This window comes from Pseudomonas sp. BN415 (assembly GCF_029871195.1).
GTDB lineage: Bacteria > Pseudomonadota > Gammaproteobacteria > Pseudomonadales > Pseudomonadaceae > Metapseudomonas > Metapseudomonas resinovorans.
The window spans coordinates 68,900-84,989 of record NZ_SSOK01000028.1; the positions used below are offsets into that span (position 1 = coordinate 68,900).

The window sequence follows — 16,090 nt, forward strand, 5'->3', positions numbered from 1 at the left end:
CGTCTCAAGGATTCACTCATGGACCCGAAACTTCTCGATATCCTCGCCTGCCCCCTGTGCAAGGGGCCGCTGAAGCTGGCCGATGACAAGAGCGAGCTCATCTGCAAGGCCGACGCCCTGGCTTTTCCTGTGCGCGACGGCATCCCGGTAATGCTGGAAGGCGAGGCCCGTCCCCTCAATGTCGATGAGCGTCTGGACAAATGACCCAGGCTTTCACCGTCGTCATTCCCGCTCGCTACGCCTCGACCCGCCTGCCCGGCAAGCCGCTGCAGGATATCGCTGGCAAACCGATGATCCAGCACGTCTGGGAGCAGGCAAAGCGCAGCGCGGCCCAGCGCGTGGTAGTGGCCACTGATGATGCGCGCATCGTCGACGTTTGCCGGGCCGTTGGCGCCGAGGTGCTGCTGACCCGTGAAGATCACAACTCGGGCACCGATCGCCTGGCCGAAGTGGCCAGCCAGTTGGGCCTGGCCAACGACGCCATCGTGGTTAACGTGCAGGGTGACGAACCGTTGATTCCGCCGGCCATCATCGACCAGGTGGCGGCTAACCTGGCCGCGCACCCGGAAGCTGGCATCGCGACCCTGGCCGAGCCGATCCAGGACGTGCAGGCGCTGTTCAATCCCAATGTGGTGAAAGTGGCTGCCGACCTCAACGGTCTGGCTCTGACCTTCAGCCGTGCGCCACTACCCTGGGCCCGCGATGCCTTCGCTTCCGACCGTGACCAACTACCGGAAGGCGTACCGTATCGCAGGCATATTGGAATCTACGCGTACCGCGTTGGCCTCCTTCACGACTTCGTCGCCTGGGGACCGTGCTGGCTGGAGAACACCGAATGCCTGGAGCAGCTGCGTGCGCTCTGGCACGGCGTGCGTATCCATGTGGCTGATGCATTTGAGGCGCCGCCCACTGGTGTCGATACCCCGGAAGACCTCGAGCGCGTCCGGCGCTTGCTGGGGGCCTGATGCGAGTGCTCTTCGTTTGCCTGGGCAATATCTGTCGCTCGCCCACCGCTGAGGGCGTGCTGCGCCACAAGTTGCTTGAGGCCGGGCTCGCCGGGCAGGTGCAGGTGGACTCGGCAGGCACCGGTGACTGGCACGTGGGCAAGGCGCCAGACGCTCGCACGCGCGTGGCTGCTCAGCGTCGTGGTTACGATCTGTCCCAGCTGCGCGCGCGCCAGGTGGACGTGGACGACTTCGGTCAATTCGACCTGATCCTGGCGATGGACGAGAGTAACCTGGCCAACCTGCATCGTTTGCGTCCCGGCAACGCCGCCGCTGAACTTGATCTGTTCCTGCGCCGCTATCAGCTTGCGCTGGACGAGGTGCCGGATCCTTACTACGGCGGCGAAGCAGGCTTCGAGCAGGTCCTCGACCTGGTGGAGCAGGCCTGCGATGCACTGATCCTGGAAATCAAGGGGCGCCTGTGAGCCTGGTCCTGCACGAATATCTGTCCCTAAAGCCGTACAACACCTTCGGCGTAGACGTTAAGGCGCGGTTGTTCGCCGAGGCGCATGACGACGCTGAGGTGCGTGAAGCTATCGCCCTGGCGGCCGAGCGCGACCTTCCGCTGCTGGTGATCGGTGGCGGTAGCAACCTGTTGCTGACTCGCGATGTAGAGGCCTTCGTCTTGCGCATGGCCAGCCGAGGAGTGCGTGTTCTGGCGGATGACGGAATGAATGTGCTGCTGGAGGCCGAAGCCGGAGAGCCTTGGCATCCTCTGGTGCTCTGGACGCTGGAGCAGGGCCTGGGTGGCCTGGAAAACCTCAGCCTGATTCCCGGTACCGTGGGGGCTGCGCCCATGCAGAACATTGGCGCCTATGGTGTTGAGCTGAAGGACGTGTTTGCAGGGCTGGTCGCGCTGGACCGAGAAACCGGCGAACTGCGCGAGTTTGCGCTGGAGGACTGCCAGTTCGCCTACCGCGACAGCCTGTTCAAGCGCGAAACCGGCCGCTGGCTGATCTTGCGGGTGCGCTTCAACCTCAGTCGCGCGCCGCAATTGCATCTGGATTACGGCCCGGTGCGCCAGCGCCTGCAGGCCGAAGGCATCGACGCACCAACGCCCAAGGATGTCAGTCGCGCCATCTGCGCCATTCGCAGCGAAAAACTGCCAGACCCTGCCGAGCTGGGCAATGCTGGAAGCTTTTTCAAGAATCCGCTGATTAGCGCTGAGCTCGCGCAGCACCTGCGTGGCGAACACCCCGATCTGGTCGCTTATCCCCAGGCAAACGGGCAGGTCAAGCTGGCCGCTGGTTGGCTGATCGAGCGTGCCGGCTGGAAGGGGTTCCGCGACGGTGATGCCGGCGTGCATCGCCTGCAAGCGCTGGTGCTGGTCAACTACGGCTCAGCAACGGGGAGCCAACTGCATGACCTGGCCCAGCGCATTCGTGCGGACATTGCCAAGCGCTTTGGCGTGGAGCTGGAAATGGAGCCGAACCTGATCTGAATGGCGCTGCCCTAAACAAAAAAACCGGCCTGATGGCCGGTTTCTTTTGTGCTGAGGCTTAGCGGTATTCACACAGGTAAGCGGTGTCCTGGGCGACTTTCAGCTGGAACTTGCTGTTGGCCGGAACGGTGAACTTGCTTCCGGAGGCGAAGGTTTCCCAGGCGTCGCTGCCCGGCAGCTTCACCGTCAGGGCGCCGGCGATGACGTGCATCACTTCCAGCTGGCTGGTGCCGAATTCGTACTCGCCAGCAGCCATCACGCCGATGGTGGCCGGACCTTCGGCCATGCCGAACGCAATGGATTTGACGGTGCCGTCGAAGTATTCGTTGACCTTGAACATGCTGGGCTCCTGGATGGGGTCTGAAAGGGCTCGACAGTATGCCCAAGGCCGGTTTTTCCGTCACTAGGTCCGGCAAGCTTCAGGCGGGAAGTACAAGGGGTAGCAAGCGTGCGGTGTTGCGGGCGTCTTCAAGGGCTCGGTGTTGCTGGCCCTGGAAGTGCAGGCCAGCCAGTTGCAAGGCCGTGTGCAGGCCCACCGCACGCTTTAGCTGACGCGCATCCGCGAACCGCTGTTTGAGGTTCAGGTGGGGTAGGGCGGCCAGGAGGCTATGCAGCCCGTGCAGATGCCACTCCTGCTCCAGTTGGCGGCGGTCGTAGTCACCCCAGCTTGCCCAGCCCGCCAGGCGCGGGCTGTGGTGGCCGAGCCAGCGCTCGAAGGTCTGCCATACCTGGGGCAGATTTGCCGCACTGTCCACGTCGGCCTGGCTGATATGCGTGAGCTGGCGGCAGAAGCCGGTCAGGCAGGGGCGGCGTGCGGGGCGGACAAAGCGCTGGAAATGGTCCACCTCATGACCGTCCGCACGAACCAGGGTGGCGCCTATCTCGATGATTTCCATTTCTTCCAGTGGCCACCCACCTTCTTCGGTGGTGGCTTCCAGATCGATGACCAGCCAATGCGGCATGGGGTTCTCCTTGGCAAAGGGGCGGCTGGGCCGACCTGGAGCGAGTATGGTGGTGCTTTCGCGGGGCGGCAAACTGCGTGTTAGGCTTTTCCGCAGGTCGACGAAGGAGAATAACAATGGCTGAAGTAGCGTTCATCGGTCTGGGGGTCATGGGCTTCAATATGGCTGGGCACCTGGCTTGCGAAGGGCACTCGGTACGGGTTTACAACCGCACGCCGGGCAGAATCTCACTGTGGTGCGACGAGTTCGGCGGCGATGCCTTTGCCACGCCGCGCGAAGCGGCCGAGGGGGCGGAGTTCGTGATGGTCTGCGTCGGAAATGACGCTGATCTGCGTGCGGTTCTGCTGGGGGAGAACGGCGCCTTCGCTGGGATGGCCCCCGGCTCGATCCTGGTGGACCACACCACGGCGTCGGCGGATGTGGCGCGGGAAATGGCCACGCTGGCTGCCGAGCGCGAGCTGGGTTTCCTCGATGCACCGGTTTCTGGCGGCCAGGCGGGCGCCGAAGCGGGCATGCTGTCTGTGATGGTTGGTGGGGAACGGGTTTTCTACGACCGCGCCGTGCCGGTAATCGACAGCTACGCCAAGATGATTCGACATATGGGGCCGGCAGGTAGCGGCCAGCTGACCAAGATGGTCAACCAGATCTGTGTTGGCGGCTTGCTGCAAGGACTGGCCGAGGCGCTTCACTTTGCCCAGTGCGCCGGCCTGAACGCGCATGGTGCCATGGAGGTGATCAGCAAGGGGGCCGCCCAATCCTGGCAGCTGGAACATCGTCACCAGACGATGCTGGAGGGCAATTTCGATTTCGGCTTTGCCGTGGACTGGATGCGCAAGGACCTGTCCATCGTCCTCGACGAGGCGGCGCGTAACGGCGCGCAACTGCCGGTGACTGCGCTGGTGGACCAGTTCTACGCAGAGGTCCAGGCCATGGGTGGTGGGCGTTGGGATACGTCCAGCCTGATCGCGCGGCTGAAAAAGCCCGCGTAGCGGGTGATGTCGGCGTCCTGAGCGAAGACCAGACTAGGCGGAAGGCGAGGAGAAAGCGGGGTTGGCGACCGTCAATGAGCATTTCGAGCCGACTTCCAACAACGCCTGGTCGACCATAGGGCCGTCTAGCTGCGGAAAATGAAGTAGACCGCGCCTAGCAGGCATAACCCCGCCCAGAGGTAGTCCAGCTTCAAGGGCTGTTGCATGTAGAGCACGCTGAACGGCACGAAGATCGCCAGGGTGATCACTTCCTGCATGATCTTCAGCTGGCCAACCGAGAGCTCGGTGTAGCCGATCCGGTTGGCTGGCACCATGATCAGGTACTCGAACAAAGCGATGCCCCAGCTGATGAGCGCCGCAATTACCCAGGGTTTGGTGTTCAGGGTCTTCAGGTGGCCATACCAGGCAAAGGTCATGAAGACGTTGGACAAGGTGAGCAGGGCTGCGGTCTGCATCCATACCGGCATGATCTGAGGCTCTGTGTTAGGGGGGGGACGCGCAAGCCTAATGGGTGCTGATTCTCAAGGAAAGGGGAGAACCATGGCCTTCTGGCGTGGATTGGGATTCGCGGTGCTGGTGTTGCTCGGGGTTGTGATCGCGACGCTGCGAAGCATTGATGTCGCGCGCAAGCAGCCGGTGATTGCGGAGTTGCACCTGCCACCTGCATTCGCGGTGGCGCGGGATTTCGATTTCGGGCGCTATCGTCTGTCCTGGCGTGGTCAGGGGTTCGTGGTTTATCCGCGAACCCGGCCGGAGAAGGTGCTCTGGGCTGCCGATGGTGGCTTCCTGGCGGCGGGCAGGGGGCAGTCTGAGCCTGATTCGCTCGAGCTGGGGAAGGAACTGCACGGCCGGCGTGGATTGATCTGTCGCGAACAGAGCCTTGAAGCGTTCGAGCGCCTGGGGAGCAAGCTGATGCTGAAGGGGCAGCTGCGCTGCGTCGATGGCAGTTTGAGTCGCTACGTGGTGGCCCTGGTGGATGATGGTGAGCGTGGCCTCGTGCTGGAAGTGACCCTTGAAAGTCCAGATTTGAATCGGCTTTTCCTGAGCTGGCGTCGGGAAGCGGGCGAGCAGGTGTTCGGCTTCGGCGATACTTCCGGGGCGTACGACATGTCCGGTAGGCGTCTGGTTGTACCAGCTGCCGGGAGCTCGCCGGTAGAGGAGGGAGGCTCGATCGCAACCCAGGCGTTCTACGCCACTTCGCGCTTGCGGGCTTTCCACAGCCAGTCTGCGGCCTATCAGTTGTTCGATCTACGCGACCCGCAACGCGTGGGGCTGGAAGTGCATGAAGGGTGGCTCGTGGCGCGTATCTACAAGGGCGATAGTCCGGAGGAGCTGCGTGAGCATCAGGCATCGGTCGTCGGGGTCGTGTCAACACGGCCACCGGCCAAGTAAAATGCGCCTTCGTGCTGCCAATCCTATCGTTCGAGGTTCTTCATCATGCTCTGCCGCCCCGGCTGCGGTGCCTGCTGCATTGCGCCGTCCATCAGTTCCCCGTTGCCCGGTATGCCTTCTGGCAAGCCTGCGGGCGAACGCTGCCTGCACTTGTCCGCTGAGAACCTCTGCCAACTATTCGGTGACCCGCGCCGTCCAGCAGTGTGTGGCGACTTCGATGCTGATCCCGAGGTCTGCGGTGATAGCCGGGAGGATGCCATCCGCCTCCTTGGTTGGTGGGAGCAGGCGACCTCGGCGGCCTAATCTTCCAGTCGGCTTTCGGTCGGTACCGTTCCAGCAAGGAGAGATCATGAGAATCAGGATTGTGGCGCTCTGCGCCCTCGGTTTGCTGGCAGCATCCATTGCCCATGCCGAGGACTGGAAGCTGGCCAAGGACGAAGACGGCATCAAAGTGTTCTTGAGTGAGGTGCCGGGTTCCAAGTACAAGGCCTATCGCGGTGTCACCACCATGAAAACTGATATTGCCACCCTGCGTGCCCTGCAGGAGGATGTCACCGGCTCCTGCGCCTGGATCCATGAGTGCAAGGATCAGAAGTTGCTCAAGAACGAAGGGGCCCAAAGCTGGACGTACACCCGTTTCAATACGCCCTGGCCGGTCACGCCGCGGGATTCAGTGATCCACGTGACTTCCGAGTTGGCGGCGGATGGAGGCGTGACGCGCATTCTTGAAGGGGGGCCGAAGTACCTTCCGGAGGCTGACGGCTATGTGCGGGTGACTCAGGTGGTCGGTTTCTGGAAGCTGGTGCCGAAGGGGGCGGGGGAGGTGGAAGTGATCTATCAGGCGCACACCGAGCCGGGCGGTAGCGTGCCATCCTGGCTTGCGAATAGCTTTGTGGTCGATGCGCCCTTCAATACCTTGAAGGCGATGCGCCAGCGGGCGGAAAAGCGCTGAAGGGCTAGACAAAGTTGAAATAAAAAAGGCTGCCGATCGGCAGCCTTTTTCATGGTGCAGTCAGCCTTACTTGCGGCCGTCCAGCGAGACGAAGTCACGCTTTTCGTAGCCGGTGTAGAGCTGGCGCGGACGGCCGATCTTGTACGGGCCGGAGAGCATTTCCTTCCAGTGCGAGATCCAGCCGACAGTGCGTGCCAGGGCGAAGATCACGGTGAACATGCTGGTCGGAATGCCGATGGCCTTCAGGATGATGCCCGAGTAGAAGTCCACGTTCGGGTAGAGGTTGCGCTCCTTGAAGTAAGGATCGTTACGCGCAATCTCGTCGAGCTTCATGGCCAGTTCCAGCTGCGGGTCGTCGATGCCTAGCTCGGCCAGGACTTCGTCGCAGGTCTGCTTCATGACCTTGGCGCGCGGGTCGAAGTTCTTGTACACGCGGTGGCCAAAGCCCATCAGCTTGAACGGATCGTTCTTGTCCTTCGCTTTGGCGATGAACTTGTCAATGTTCGAAACGTCGCCGATCTCGTCCAGCATGCTCAGTACGGCTTCGTTGGCGCCACCATGTGCCGGGCCCCAGAGGGCGGCGATGCCTGCAGCGATGCAAGCGAAGGGGTTGGCGCCGGACGAACCGGCCAGGCGTACGGTGGAGGTGGATGCGTTCTGCTCGTGGTCCGCGTGCAGGACGAAAATGCGATCCATGGCCTTGGCCAGTACCGGGCTGATCGGTTTGATCTCGGCCGGGGTGTTGAACATCATGTGCAGGAAGTTTTCCGCGTAGTTCAGGTCGTTACGCGGGTACATCATGGGCTGGCCCATGGAGTACTTGTAGGCCATCGCCGCGATGGTCGGCATCTTGGCGATCAGGCGCATCGCCGAGACTTCGCGGTGCTGCGGGTTATTGATGTCCAGGGAGTCGTGGTAGAAGGCGGAGAGGGCACCGACCACGCCGCACATGATCGCCATCGGATGGGCGTCGCGGCGGAAGCCGTTGAAGAAGCTCTTCAACTGCTCGTGAACCATGGTGTGGTTCTTGATGGTGCCAACGAACTTGGCCTTCTCTTCAGCGTTCGGCAGCTCGCCGTTCAGCAGCAGGTAGCAGGTTTCCAGGTAGTCGGATTTCTCTGCCAACTGCTCGATGGGATAGCCACGGTGCAGCAATACGCCCTTGTCGCCGTCGATGTAGGTGATCTTCGACTCACAAGAGGCGGTCGACATAAAGCCAGGATCAAAGGTGAAGCAGCCCGTGGAGGTCAGGCCCCGCACATCGACTACATCGGGTCCCATGGTTCCGGACAGAACGGGCAGCTCTACGGGGGCTGCGCCCTCGATGATCAACTGCGCTTTTTTGTCAGCCATAGCGGCCTCCTAGTTATGCTTGAAATCATCAGACAGCCCCCCACGCAGGGCCCGGGACACTATAGAGGTATAAATTCGAATGTCAATTTGAAGAAACCCATGTGGCAGTGGGGTTTGCGTGGGTTTTTCGGCGAAAAAAGTGGGGCTATTTACGCCTTTTATATAGGCAGTGCAATCCGCTTTTAGGGGCAGGCGTTCGCATTGTCATTAGTCAGCTAACTGTCTATACTCAGCGCCCGATCGCCAGGGGCCTTAAGCCCATATTCTGGAGGTCGGCACTCCCTTTGGTGAGGGGTACCTGATCAGTGCACTTCCCGACAACTTGCCCTGTTAGTTAGGGGCCTCAGTGTGAAAAAAAAGCCGTGAATAGCCAACGACCTGTAAACCTAGATCTCAGGACCATCAAACTCCCCGTCACTGCTTACACGTCCATCCTGCATCGTATCTCTGGCGTCATCCTCTTCTTCGGCATTGCCGTGCTGCTGTTCGCACTCGACAAGTCGCTGAGCTCCGAGGAAGGCTTCGAGCAGGTCAAGGCGTGCCTGACCAGTCCGCTGGCCAAGCTGGTGGTTTGGGGTCTCCTGTCCGCACTGCTTTACCACTTGGTTGCCGGTGTGCGCCATCTGGTAATGGATGCGGGCGTCGGCGAGACGCTCGAGGGCGGCAAGCTGGGCTCGAAAATCGTCATCGTAGTTTCTGCGGTGCTGATCGTGCTGCTGGGAGTGTGGATATGGTAACCAACGTTACGAACTTTTCGCGTTCGGGTCTTTATGACTGGATGGCCCAGCGCGTTTCTGCGGTCGTTCTCGCGGCTTATTTCCTTTTCCTGCTGGGCTACCTGCTGTTCAGTCCGGGTCTGACCTACGCCGAATGGCACGGTCTGTTCTCCCACACCGCGATGCGCATCTTCAGCTTGCTTGCCCTGGTCGCCCTGAGCGTTCACGCCTGGGTTGGCATGTGGACCATCTCCACCGACTACCTGACGCCGATGGCGTTGGGCAAGGCGGCGACTGTCGTGCGTTTCCTGTTCCAGGCGGTATGCGGCATTGCAATGTTCGCGTTCTTCGTCTGGGGCGTGCAGATTCTCTGGGGTGTGTGATCCATGGCTAGCATTCGTACTCTTTCTTTCGACGCCATCATCGTAGGTGGCGGCGGCGCTGGCATGCGTGCTGCGCTGCAACTGGCTCAGGGCGGCCACAAGACCGCCGTTGTGACCAAGGTGTTCCCGACTCGCTCTCACACCGTTTCGGCCCAGGGTGGCATCACCTGCGCAATCGCTTCGGCTGACCCGAATGACGATTGGCGCTGGCACATGTACGACACGGTCAAGGGTTCCGACTACATCGGTGACCAGGACGCAATCGAATATATGTGCTCCGTTGGTCCGGAAGCCGTGTTCGAGCTGGAACACATGGGCCTGCCGTTCTCCCGTACCGAGCAGGGTCGCATCTACCAGCGTCCGTTCGGTGGCCAGTCCAAGGACTTCGGCAAGGGCGGCCAGGCTGCTCGTACCTGCGCTGCGGCCGACCGTACCGGTCACGCCCTGCTGCACACCCTGTATCAGGCCAACCTGAAGAGCGGCACCTCGTTCCTTAATGAGTGGTATGCCGTAGATCTGGTGAAGAACCAGGACGGCGCCGTGGTTGGCATCATCGCGATCTGCATCGAGACCGGTGAAACCGTCTACATCCGCTCCAAGGCCGTGGTTCTGGCCACCGGCGGTGCTGGCCGTATCTACGCCTCCACCACCAACGCCCTGATCAACACTGGCGACGGCGTGGGCATGGCCCTGCGTGCAGGTGTGCCGGTTCAAGACATCGAAATGTGGCAGTTCCACCCGACCGGTATCGCCGGCGCCGGCGTGCTGGTGACCGAAGGTTGCCGTGGTGAGGGGGGCTACCTGATCAACGCTCATGGCGAACGCTTCATGGAGCGCTATGCTCCGAACGCCAAGGACCTGGCCGGTCGCGACGTGGTCGCCCGCTCCATGGTGAAAGAAGTAATCGCTGGCAATGGCGTGGGCCCGAACAAGGACCACGTACTGCTGAAGCTCGACCACCTGGGCGAGGAAGTTCTGCACAGCCGCCTGCCCGGCATCTGCGAGCTGTCCAAGACCTTCGCGCACGTCGACCCGGTCGTCGCGCCGATCCCGGTTATTCCGACCTGCCACTACATGATGGGCGGCGTTGCCACCAACATCCATGGCCAGGCCATCACCCAGGACGCCAACGGCAACGACACCATCGTCGAAGGCCTGTTCGCGGTGGGCGAAGTGGCTTGCGTATCGGTACACGGCGCCAACCGCCTGGGCGGCAACTCGCTGCTCGACCTGGTTGTGTTCGGCCGTGCCGCCGGTCTGCACCTGGAGAAGGCGCTCAAGGAAGGTATCGAGGCGCGCGGCGCCAGCGAGACCGACATCGAGCAGTCGCTCAAGCGTCTGTCCGGCGTCAACGAGCGCACCAGCGGCGAAGAAGTTGCCCCGCTGAAGCGCGAGCTGCAGCAGTGCATGCAGAACTACTTCGGTGTGTTCCGTACCGGCGAATACATGCAGAAGGGCATTGCCCAGCTGGCCGATCTGCGTGAGCGCATCGCCAACGTCAAGATCAACGACAAGAGCCAGGCCTTCAACACCGCGCGCATCGAAGCGCTCGAGCTGCAGAACCTGCTGGAAGTCGCCGAGGCTACCGCGATCGCCGCGGAAGTCCGCAAGGAGTCCCGTGGCGCCCATGCCCGCGAAGACTTCGAAGACCGCGACGACGAGAACTGGCTGTGCCACACCCTGTACTTCCCGGGTGATAAGCGCGTTACCAAGCGCGCCGTCAACTTCGCGCCGAAGACCGTTCCGGCGTTCGAACCCAAAGTACGTACTTATTAAGGGTGGCCGACATGTCCAACACTCTCACTGTCAGCGTCTATCGCTACAACCCGGAGCGCGACAGCGCTCCGACCATGCAGGATTTCCAGATCGATACCGACGGCAAGGACGTGATGGTCCTCGACGTACTGGCGCTGATCAAGGAACAGGACGAGGGTTTCTCCTACCGTCGCTCCTGCCGTGAAGGCGTCTGCGGTTCCGACGGCATGAACATCAACGGCAAGAACGGCCTGGCGTGCATCACTCCGCTGTCCGCCGCCGGCCTGAAGGGCGGCAAGCTGGTGATTCGCCCGCTGCCCGGTTTGCCGGTCATTCGTGACCTCGTCGTTGATATGAGCATCTTCTACAAGCAGTACGAGAAGGTGAAGCCCTTCCTGCAGAACGATACGCCGGCTCCGGCCATCGAACGCCTGCAGTCTCCGGAAGAGCGCGAGAAGCTCGACGGTCTGTACGAGTGCATCCTGTGCGCTTGCTGCTCGACCTCTTGCCCGTCCTTCTGGTGGAACCCGGACAAGTTCCTCGGCCCCGCTGCACTGCTCCAGGCCTACCGTTTCCTGGCCGACAGCCGTGACAACAAGACCGAAGAGCGTCTGGCTGCGCTGGATGACCCGTTCAGTGTGTTCCGCTGCCGCGGCATCATGAACTGCGTGAACGTTTGTCCGAAGGGTCTGAACCCGACCAAGGCAATCGGTCACGTACGCAACATGCTGCTGCAGAGCGGTACCTGATTCGATTGCGGTACCCGTAACACCTGCGGCACCGGCCTGGCTGGTGTCGCAGTAAAACCAGGAGCGCAGCTCACAAAGCCGTGTTCCTTATTTGAAAAAATATAGATGACCAGCAGGGGCAACCGGGCTGGTGCCCGGACTATCAGCGGGATCCTTGGTGGCTTACCGAAGTCGCTGTGCCAGGACTTCTAAGCCCTAGCGGTGTCCATGCCGATGGCGTCCCCTTATCGAGGGTGACAAAGCATGCAAGAAAGCGAAATGCAGCGCATGTGGAACAGCGCCCACCTATCCGGTGGTAACGCTGCATATGTGGAAGAGCTCTATGAGCTCTACCTGCACGATCCCAACGCTGTGCCCGAAGAGTGGCGCACCTACTTCCAGAAGCTGCCGACCGACGGCAATCTTGCCACCGACGTTTCGCACTCCACTATCCGCGATCATTTCGTTCTGCTCGCCAAGAACCAGCGCCGCGCTCAGCCGGTTTCCGCTGGTGCCGTAAGCAGTGAACACGAAAAGAAGCAGGTTGAAGTCCTGCGCTTGATCCAGGCTTTCCGCATGCGCGGCCATCAGGCCTCCAAGCTCGATCCGCTTGGTCTGTGGCAGCGTCCGGTTCCGGCTGACCTGTCGATCCGTCATTACGGGCTGACCGATGCCGATCTCGATACCACCTTCCGCACGGGTGAGCTCTACATCGGCAAAGAAGAGGCTACTCTGCGTGAGATTCAGCAGACCCTCAACGAGACGTATTGCCGCACCATTGGCGCAGAGTTCACCCACATCGTCGATTCCGAGCAGCGCAAGTGGTTCCAGCAGCGTCTGGAAAGCGTGCGCGGTCGTCCGGCATTCTCGCCGGAAGTCCAGAGCCATCTGCTTGAGCGCCTGACCGCTGCCGAAGGCCTGGAGAAATACCTGGGCACCAAGTACCCGGGCACCAAGCGTTTCGGCCTAGAGGGCGGCGAGAGCCTGATCCCGCTGCTGGACGAGATCATCCAGCGCTCGGGCTCCTATGGCTTGAAGGAAATCGTCATCGGCATGGCCCACCGCGGCCGTCTGAACGTTCTGGTCAACACCTTCGGCAAGAATCCGCGCGACCTGTTCGACGAGTTCGAAGGCAAGAAGACCGAGGGCCTGTCTTCTGGTGACGTGAAGTATCACCAGGGCTTCTCCTCCAACGTCATGACTCCGGGTGGCGAAGTTCACCTGGCGCTGGCGTTCAACCCGTCCCACCTGGAAATCGTTTCCCCGGTGGTCGAGGGTTCCGTGCGTGCCCGTCAGGATCGTCGTCAGGACAAAGCCGGTGACAAGGTACTGCCGATCTCCATCCATGGCGACGCGGCCTTCGCTGGCCAGGGCGTGGTCATGGAGACGTTCCAGATGTCGCAGACCCGTGGCTACAAGACGGGCGGCACCATCCACCTCGTGATCAACAACCAGGTTGGCTTCACCACTAGCCGTCCGGAAGACTCGCGTTCCACCGAATACTGCACCGACGTCGCCAAGATGATCCAGGCGCCGATCCTGCACGTGAACGGCGACGATCCGGAAGCGGTGCTGTTCGTTACCCAGCTGGCTGTCGATTACCGCATGCAGTTCAAGCGTGACGTGGTCATCGACCTGGTCTGCTACCGCCGTCGCGGTCACAACGAGGCTGATGAGCCGAACGGCACCCAGCCGCTGATGTACCAGCAGATCACCAAGCAGCGCACCACTCGCGAGCTGTATGCCGATGCCCTGAGCACCTCCGGCGTGCTCGACACCGCCGCCATCCAGGCGAAGGTCGACGAGTACCGCACCGCTCTGGACAACGGCCAGCACGTGGTCAAGAGCCTGGTCAAGGAGCCCAACAAGGAGCTCTTCGTTGACTGGCGCCCTTACCTGGGCCATGCCTGGACTGCTCGCCACGACACCCGCTTCGAGCTCAAGACCCTGCAGGAACTCTCTGCCAAGGTACTGGAGGTCCCCGAGGGCTTCGTGGTCCAGCGCCAGGTTGCCAAGATCCTTGAAGACCGCCAGAAGATGGGCGCGGGTGCAATGCCGATCAACTGGGGCTACGCCGAGACCATGGCCTACGCCACTCTGTTGTTCGAAGGCCATCCGGTGCGCATCACCGGCCAGGACGTTGGTCGTGGCACCTTCTCGCACCGCCACGCGGCGCTGCACAGCCAGAAGGACGCCAGTACCCACCTGCCGCTGCAACATCTGTTCGACGGGCAACCCAAGTTCGAACTGTACGACTCTTACCTCTCGGAAGAAGCCGTACTGGCGTTCGAGTACGGTTACTCGACCACCATGCCGAACGCCCTGGTGATCTGGGAAGCCCAGTTCGGTGACTTCGCCAACGGTGCCCAGGTGGTAATCGACCAGTTCATCACCAGTGGCGAGCACAAGTGGGGTCGTCTCTGCGGCCTGACCATGCTGCTGCCGCACGGCTACGAAGGCCAGGGTCCGGAGCACTCCTCCGCGCGTCTGGAGCGCTACCTGCAGCTGTGCGCCGAGCACAACATCCAGGTTTGCGTGCCGACCACCCCGGCTCAGGTCTACCACATGCTGCGTCGCCAGGTGATCCGTCCGCTGCGCAAGCCGCTGGTGGCCCTGACGCCGAAGTCGCTGCTGCGCCACAAGTTGGCCATCTCGACCCTGGAAGATCTGGCCGAAGGCTCCTTCCAGACCGTCATCGGCGAGATCGACCAGATCGATCCGAAGAAGGTTGATCGCTTGGTCCTGTGCAGCGGCAAGGTCTACTACGACCTGCTGGAGAAGCGTCGTGCCGAAGGCCGCGAAGATATTGCCATCGTGCGTATCGAGCAGCTGTATCCGTTCCCCGAGGACGATCTGGCCGAGGTACTGGCTTCGTACAAGAACCTCAAGCACATCGTCTGGTGCCAGGAAGAGCCGATGAACCAGGGCGCCTGGTACTGCAGCCAGCACCACATGCGTCGTGTCGCGGCGGCTCACAAGAAGGGCCTGTTCCTCGAGTACGCCGGTCGTGAAGGTTCGGCAGCCCCGGCTTGCGGCTATGCCTCCATGCACGCCGAGCAGCAGGAAAAACTGCTGCAAGATGCATTTACTGTTTAACGCCTTCGCGCAGAAGAAACCGAATTAGATAGGAACCCTACAGAATGGCTATCGAGATCAAAGCCCCCACATTCCCGGAATCGGTTGCCGACGGCACTGTGGCTACCTGGCACAAGAAGCCGGGCGATGCGGTCAAGCGTGACGAACTGATTGTCGACATCGAAACCGACAAAGTGGTCATGGAAGTCCTCGCGGAAACCGACGGCGTCCTGGCTGAAATCGTCAAGAACGAGGGTGACACCGTCCTCAGCGGCGAACTGCTCGGCAAGCTGAACGCAGGCGCCGCCGCTGCCGCCCCGGCCGCTGCTGCCGCTGCTCCGGTTGCCCAGGCTGCTGCTCCGGCAGCCGCTGCTGCCGACGACGCCATCCTCTCTCCGGCCGCCCGCAAGCTGGCTGAAGAGAACGGCATCGACCCGAACAGCATTGCCGGTACTGGCAAAGGCGGTCGTGTGACCAAGGAAGACGTGGTCGCCGCCGTTGAAGCCAAGAAATCCGCTCCGGCCGCTGCTCCGGCTGCCAAGCCCGCCGCACCGGCTGCCGAGGCTCCGGTCTTTGCCGCTGGCGACCGCGTCGAGAAGCGCGTACCGATGACTCGTCTGCGTGCCAAGGTTGCCGAGCGTCTGGTTGAAGCCCAGTCCACCATGGCCATGCTGACCACCTTCAACGAAGTCGACATGACCGAAGTCATGGCGCTGCGTTCGAAGTACAAGGACCTGTTCGAGAAGACCCACAACGGCGTGCGCCTGGGCTTCATGTCCTTCTTCGTCAAGGCTTCCGTCGAGGCGCTGAAGCGCTTCCCGGCGGTCAACGCTTCCATCGACGGCAACGATATCGTCTACCACGGCTACCAGGACATCGGCGTAGCTGTTTCCAGCGACCGTGGCCTGGTAGTTCCTGTCCTGCGCAACGCTGAGCTGATGAGCCTGGCCGAAGTCGAGAACGGCATCGCGACCTTCGGCAAGAAGGCCCGTGAGGGCAAGCTGTCCATCGACGAGATGACCGGTGGCACCTTCACCATCACCAACGGCGGCACCTTCGGCTCGATGATGTCGACCCCGATCGTCAACCCGCCGCAGGCCGCCATCCTTGGCATGCACAACATCATCCAGCGCCCGATGGCCATCAACGGTCAGGTTGTTATCCGCCCGATGATGTACCTGGCTCTGTCCTACGACCACCGCCTGATCGATGGCAAGGAAGCTGTAAGCTTCCTGGTGACCATCAAAAACCTGCTGGAAGACCCGGCTCGTCTGCTGCTGGACATCTGATCGGCAGTCTCTCTTTACGGCGGCCCCCCTTACAGGGGCCGTCCGGTTTCA

The 16,090-nt window shown here is 61.6% G+C and carries 18 protein-coding genes; 14 read left to right on the forward strand and 4 right to left on the reverse strand.

Annotated features, from left to right (window positions below; genetic code table 11):
* Positions 1–18 precede the first annotated feature (18 nt).
* Genes E8F20_RS07850 through murB form a run of 4 tightly spaced genes read left to right on the forward strand, consistent with a single transcriptional unit; the run spans position 19 to position 2,445 of the window.
* Positions 19–204: a Trm112 family protein gene (locus E8F20_RS07850; RefSeq protein WP_280283257.1), complete on the forward strand. Its 186-nt coding sequence runs from the start codon at positions 19–21 to the stop codon at positions 202–204.
* Complete coding sequence (gene kdsB, locus E8F20_RS07855; protein WP_280283258.1) at positions 201–965, forward strand: 3-deoxy-manno-octulosonate cytidylyltransferase; 765 nt, start codon at positions 201–203, stop codon at positions 963–965. Before E8F20_RS07850 ends, kdsB begins: the two co-directional genes overlap by 4 nt.
* Positions 965–1,429 carry a low molecular weight protein-tyrosine-phosphatase gene (locus tag E8F20_RS07860; protein WP_280283259.1) on the forward strand — a complete coding sequence of 155 codons (465 nt, stop codon included), beginning with the start codon at positions 965–967 and terminating at the stop codon, positions 1,427–1,429. The genes kdsB and E8F20_RS07860 overlap by 1 nt, the downstream gene beginning before the upstream one ends.
* Positions 1,426–2,445, forward strand: coding sequence for a UDP-N-acetylmuramate dehydrogenase (gene murB / locus E8F20_RS07865; protein ID WP_280283260.1), 1,020 nt, complete (start codon positions 1,426–1,428; stop codon positions 2,443–2,445). The genes E8F20_RS07860 and murB overlap by 4 nt, the downstream gene beginning before the upstream one ends.
* Before the next feature lie 58 nt (positions 2,446–2,503).
* On the opposite strand, the gene E8F20_RS07870 is transcribed toward murB, so the two are convergent.
* Both E8F20_RS07870 and E8F20_RS07875 read right to left on the reverse strand, forming a co-directional pair.
* The gene (locus E8F20_RS07870) at positions 2,504–2,785 is read right to left on the reverse strand and encodes a pyrimidine/purine nucleoside phosphorylase (protein WP_280283261.1); all 282 of its coding nucleotides are present in this window, start codon (positions 2,783–2,785) and stop codon (positions 2,504–2,506) included.
* 79 nt (positions 2,786–2,864) lie between these two features.
* Positions 2,865–3,407 carry an exonuclease domain-containing protein gene (locus tag E8F20_RS07875; RefSeq protein WP_280283262.1) on the reverse strand — a complete coding sequence of 181 codons (543 nt, stop codon included), beginning with the start codon at positions 3,405–3,407 and terminating at the stop codon, positions 2,865–2,867.
* Between the two features lie 116 nt (positions 3,408–3,523).
* On the opposite strand from E8F20_RS07875, the gene E8F20_RS07880 reads away from it, so the two are divergent.
* The gene (locus E8F20_RS07880; RefSeq protein ID WP_280283263.1) at positions 3,524–4,396 is read left to right on the forward strand and encodes an NAD(P)-dependent oxidoreductase; all 873 of its coding nucleotides are present in this window, start codon (positions 3,524–3,526) and stop codon (positions 4,394–4,396) included.
* A gap of 125 nt (positions 4,397–4,521) precedes the next feature.
* On the opposite strand, the gene E8F20_RS07885 is transcribed toward E8F20_RS07880, so the two are convergent.
* Positions 4,522–4,863, reverse strand: a complete 342-nt coding sequence (locus E8F20_RS07885; RefSeq protein ID WP_280283264.1) for a DMT family protein — start codon at positions 4,861–4,863, stop codon at positions 4,522–4,524.
* A gap of 73 nt (positions 4,864–4,936) precedes the next feature.
* Here E8F20_RS07885 and E8F20_RS07890 point away from each other — a divergent pair, with 73 nt between their 5' ends.
* Genes E8F20_RS07890 through E8F20_RS07900 form a run of 3 tightly spaced genes read left to right on the forward strand, consistent with a single transcriptional unit; the run spans position 4,937 to position 6,740 of the window.
* Complete coding sequence (locus tag E8F20_RS07890) at positions 4,937–5,788, forward strand: hypothetical protein (protein WP_280283265.1); 852 nt, start codon at positions 4,937–4,939, stop codon at positions 5,786–5,788.
* A gap of 45 nt (positions 5,789–5,833) precedes the next feature.
* Positions 5,834–6,091: a YkgJ family cysteine cluster protein gene (locus E8F20_RS07895; RefSeq protein ID WP_280283266.1), complete on the forward strand. Its 258-nt coding sequence runs from the start codon at positions 5,834–5,836 to the stop codon at positions 6,089–6,091.
* 46 nt (positions 6,092–6,137) lie between these two features.
* Entirely contained in the window at positions 6,138–6,740 is a 603-nt protein-coding gene (locus tag E8F20_RS07900; RefSeq protein WP_280283267.1) for an START domain-containing protein, read from the forward strand.
* 66 nt (positions 6,741–6,806) lie between these two features.
* Here E8F20_RS07900 and gltA read toward each other — a convergent pair whose 3' ends face one another.
* Positions 6,807–8,093, reverse strand: a complete 1,287-nt coding sequence (gene gltA / locus E8F20_RS07905) for a citrate synthase (RefSeq protein ID WP_280283268.1) — start codon at positions 8,091–8,093, stop codon at positions 6,807–6,809.
* Positions 8,094–8,455: 362 nt separating this feature from the next.
* Here gltA and sdhC point away from each other — a divergent pair, with 362 nt between their 5' ends.
* From sdhC to odhB, 6 genes are all read left to right on the forward strand, one after another.
* Complete coding sequence (sdhC, locus tag E8F20_RS07910) at positions 8,456–8,830, forward strand: succinate dehydrogenase, cytochrome b556 subunit (RefSeq protein WP_280283269.1); 375 nt, start codon at positions 8,456–8,458, stop codon at positions 8,828–8,830.
* Complete coding sequence (gene sdhD, locus E8F20_RS07915) at positions 8,824–9,192, forward strand: succinate dehydrogenase, hydrophobic membrane anchor protein (RefSeq protein WP_280283270.1); 369 nt, start codon at positions 8,824–8,826, stop codon at positions 9,190–9,192. The genes sdhC and sdhD overlap by 7 nt, the downstream gene beginning before the upstream one ends.
* Positions 9,193–9,195: 3 nt before the next feature.
* Positions 9,196–10,968 (forward strand): succinate dehydrogenase flavoprotein subunit, encoded by a 1,773-nt coding sequence (sdhA, locus tag E8F20_RS07920; RefSeq protein WP_028629434.1) that lies wholly within the window; start codon positions 9,196–9,198, stop codon positions 10,966–10,968.
* A gap of 11 nt (positions 10,969–10,979) precedes the next feature.
* Complete coding sequence (locus E8F20_RS07925; RefSeq protein WP_028629433.1) at positions 10,980–11,696, forward strand: succinate dehydrogenase iron-sulfur subunit; 717 nt, start codon at positions 10,980–10,982, stop codon at positions 11,694–11,696.
* Between the two features lie 243 nt (positions 11,697–11,939).
* Positions 11,940–14,771, forward strand: a complete 2,832-nt coding sequence (locus tag E8F20_RS07930) for a 2-oxoglutarate dehydrogenase E1 component (RefSeq protein WP_280283271.1) — start codon at positions 11,940–11,942, stop codon at positions 14,769–14,771.
* A 44-nt stretch (positions 14,772–14,815) separates the two neighbouring features.
* On the forward strand, positions 14,816–16,039 hold the full coding sequence (odhB, locus tag E8F20_RS07935; RefSeq protein WP_137822489.1) for a 2-oxoglutarate dehydrogenase complex dihydrolipoyllysine-residue succinyltransferase: 1,224 nt from the start codon (positions 14,816–14,818) through the stop codon (positions 16,037–16,039).
* Positions 16,040–16,090: the final 51 nt, after the last annotated feature.

What these genes read in the sequence shown, in the direction of transcription:
- E8F20_RS07870 (WP_280283261.1), bottom strand. Translation starts at nt 2,785, where the DNA reads ATGTTCAAGGTCAACGAATACTTCGACGGCACCGTCAAATCCATTGCG.
- E8F20_RS07890 (WP_280283265.1), top strand. Translation starts at nt 4,937, where the DNA reads ATGGCCTTCTGGCGTGGATTGGGATTCGCGGTGCTGGTGTTGCTCGGG.
- E8F20_RS07875 (WP_280283262.1), bottom strand. Translation starts at nt 3,407, where the DNA reads ATGCCGCATTGGCTGGTCATCGATCTGGAAGCCACCACCGAAGAAGGT.
- gltA (WP_280283268.1), bottom strand. Translation starts at nt 8,093, where the DNA reads ATGGCTGACAAAAAAGCGCAGTTGATCATCGAGGGCGCAGCCCCCGTA.
- E8F20_RS07930 (WP_280283271.1), top strand. Translation starts at nt 11,940, where the DNA reads ATGCAAGAAAGCGAAATGCAGCGCATGTGGAACAGCGCCCACCTATCC.
- kdsB (WP_280283258.1), top strand. Translation starts at nt 201, where the DNA reads ATGACCCAGGCTTTCACCGTCGTCATTCCCGCTCGCTACGCCTCGACC.
- E8F20_RS07900 (WP_280283267.1), top strand. Translation starts at nt 6,138, where the DNA reads ATGAGAATCAGGATTGTGGCGCTCTGCGCCCTCGGTTTGCTGGCAGCA.
- E8F20_RS07850 (WP_280283257.1), top strand. Translation starts at nt 19, where the DNA reads ATGGACCCGAAACTTCTCGATATCCTCGCCTGCCCCCTGTGCAAGGGG.
- E8F20_RS07860 (WP_280283259.1), top strand. Translation starts at nt 965, where the DNA reads ATGCGAGTGCTCTTCGTTTGCCTGGGCAATATCTGTCGCTCGCCCACC.
- odhB (WP_137822489.1), top strand. Translation starts at nt 14,816, where the DNA reads ATGGCTATCGAGATCAAAGCCCCCACATTCCCGGAATCGGTTGCCGAC.
- E8F20_RS07895 (WP_280283266.1), top strand. Translation starts at nt 5,834, where the DNA reads ATGCTCTGCCGCCCCGGCTGCGGTGCCTGCTGCATTGCGCCGTCCATC.
- E8F20_RS07880 (WP_280283263.1), top strand. Translation starts at nt 3,524, where the DNA reads ATGGCTGAAGTAGCGTTCATCGGTCTGGGGGTCATGGGCTTCAATATG.
- E8F20_RS07925 (WP_028629433.1), top strand. Translation starts at nt 10,980, where the DNA reads ATGTCCAACACTCTCACTGTCAGCGTCTATCGCTACAACCCGGAGCGC.
- E8F20_RS07885 (WP_280283264.1), bottom strand. Translation starts at nt 4,863, where the DNA reads ATGCCGGTATGGATGCAGACCGCAGCCCTGCTCACCTTGTCCAACGTC.
- sdhA (WP_028629434.1), top strand. Translation starts at nt 9,196, where the DNA reads ATGGCTAGCATTCGTACTCTTTCTTTCGACGCCATCATCGTAGGTGGC.
- sdhD (WP_280283270.1), top strand. Translation starts at nt 8,824, where the DNA reads ATGGTAACCAACGTTACGAACTTTTCGCGTTCGGGTCTTTATGACTGG.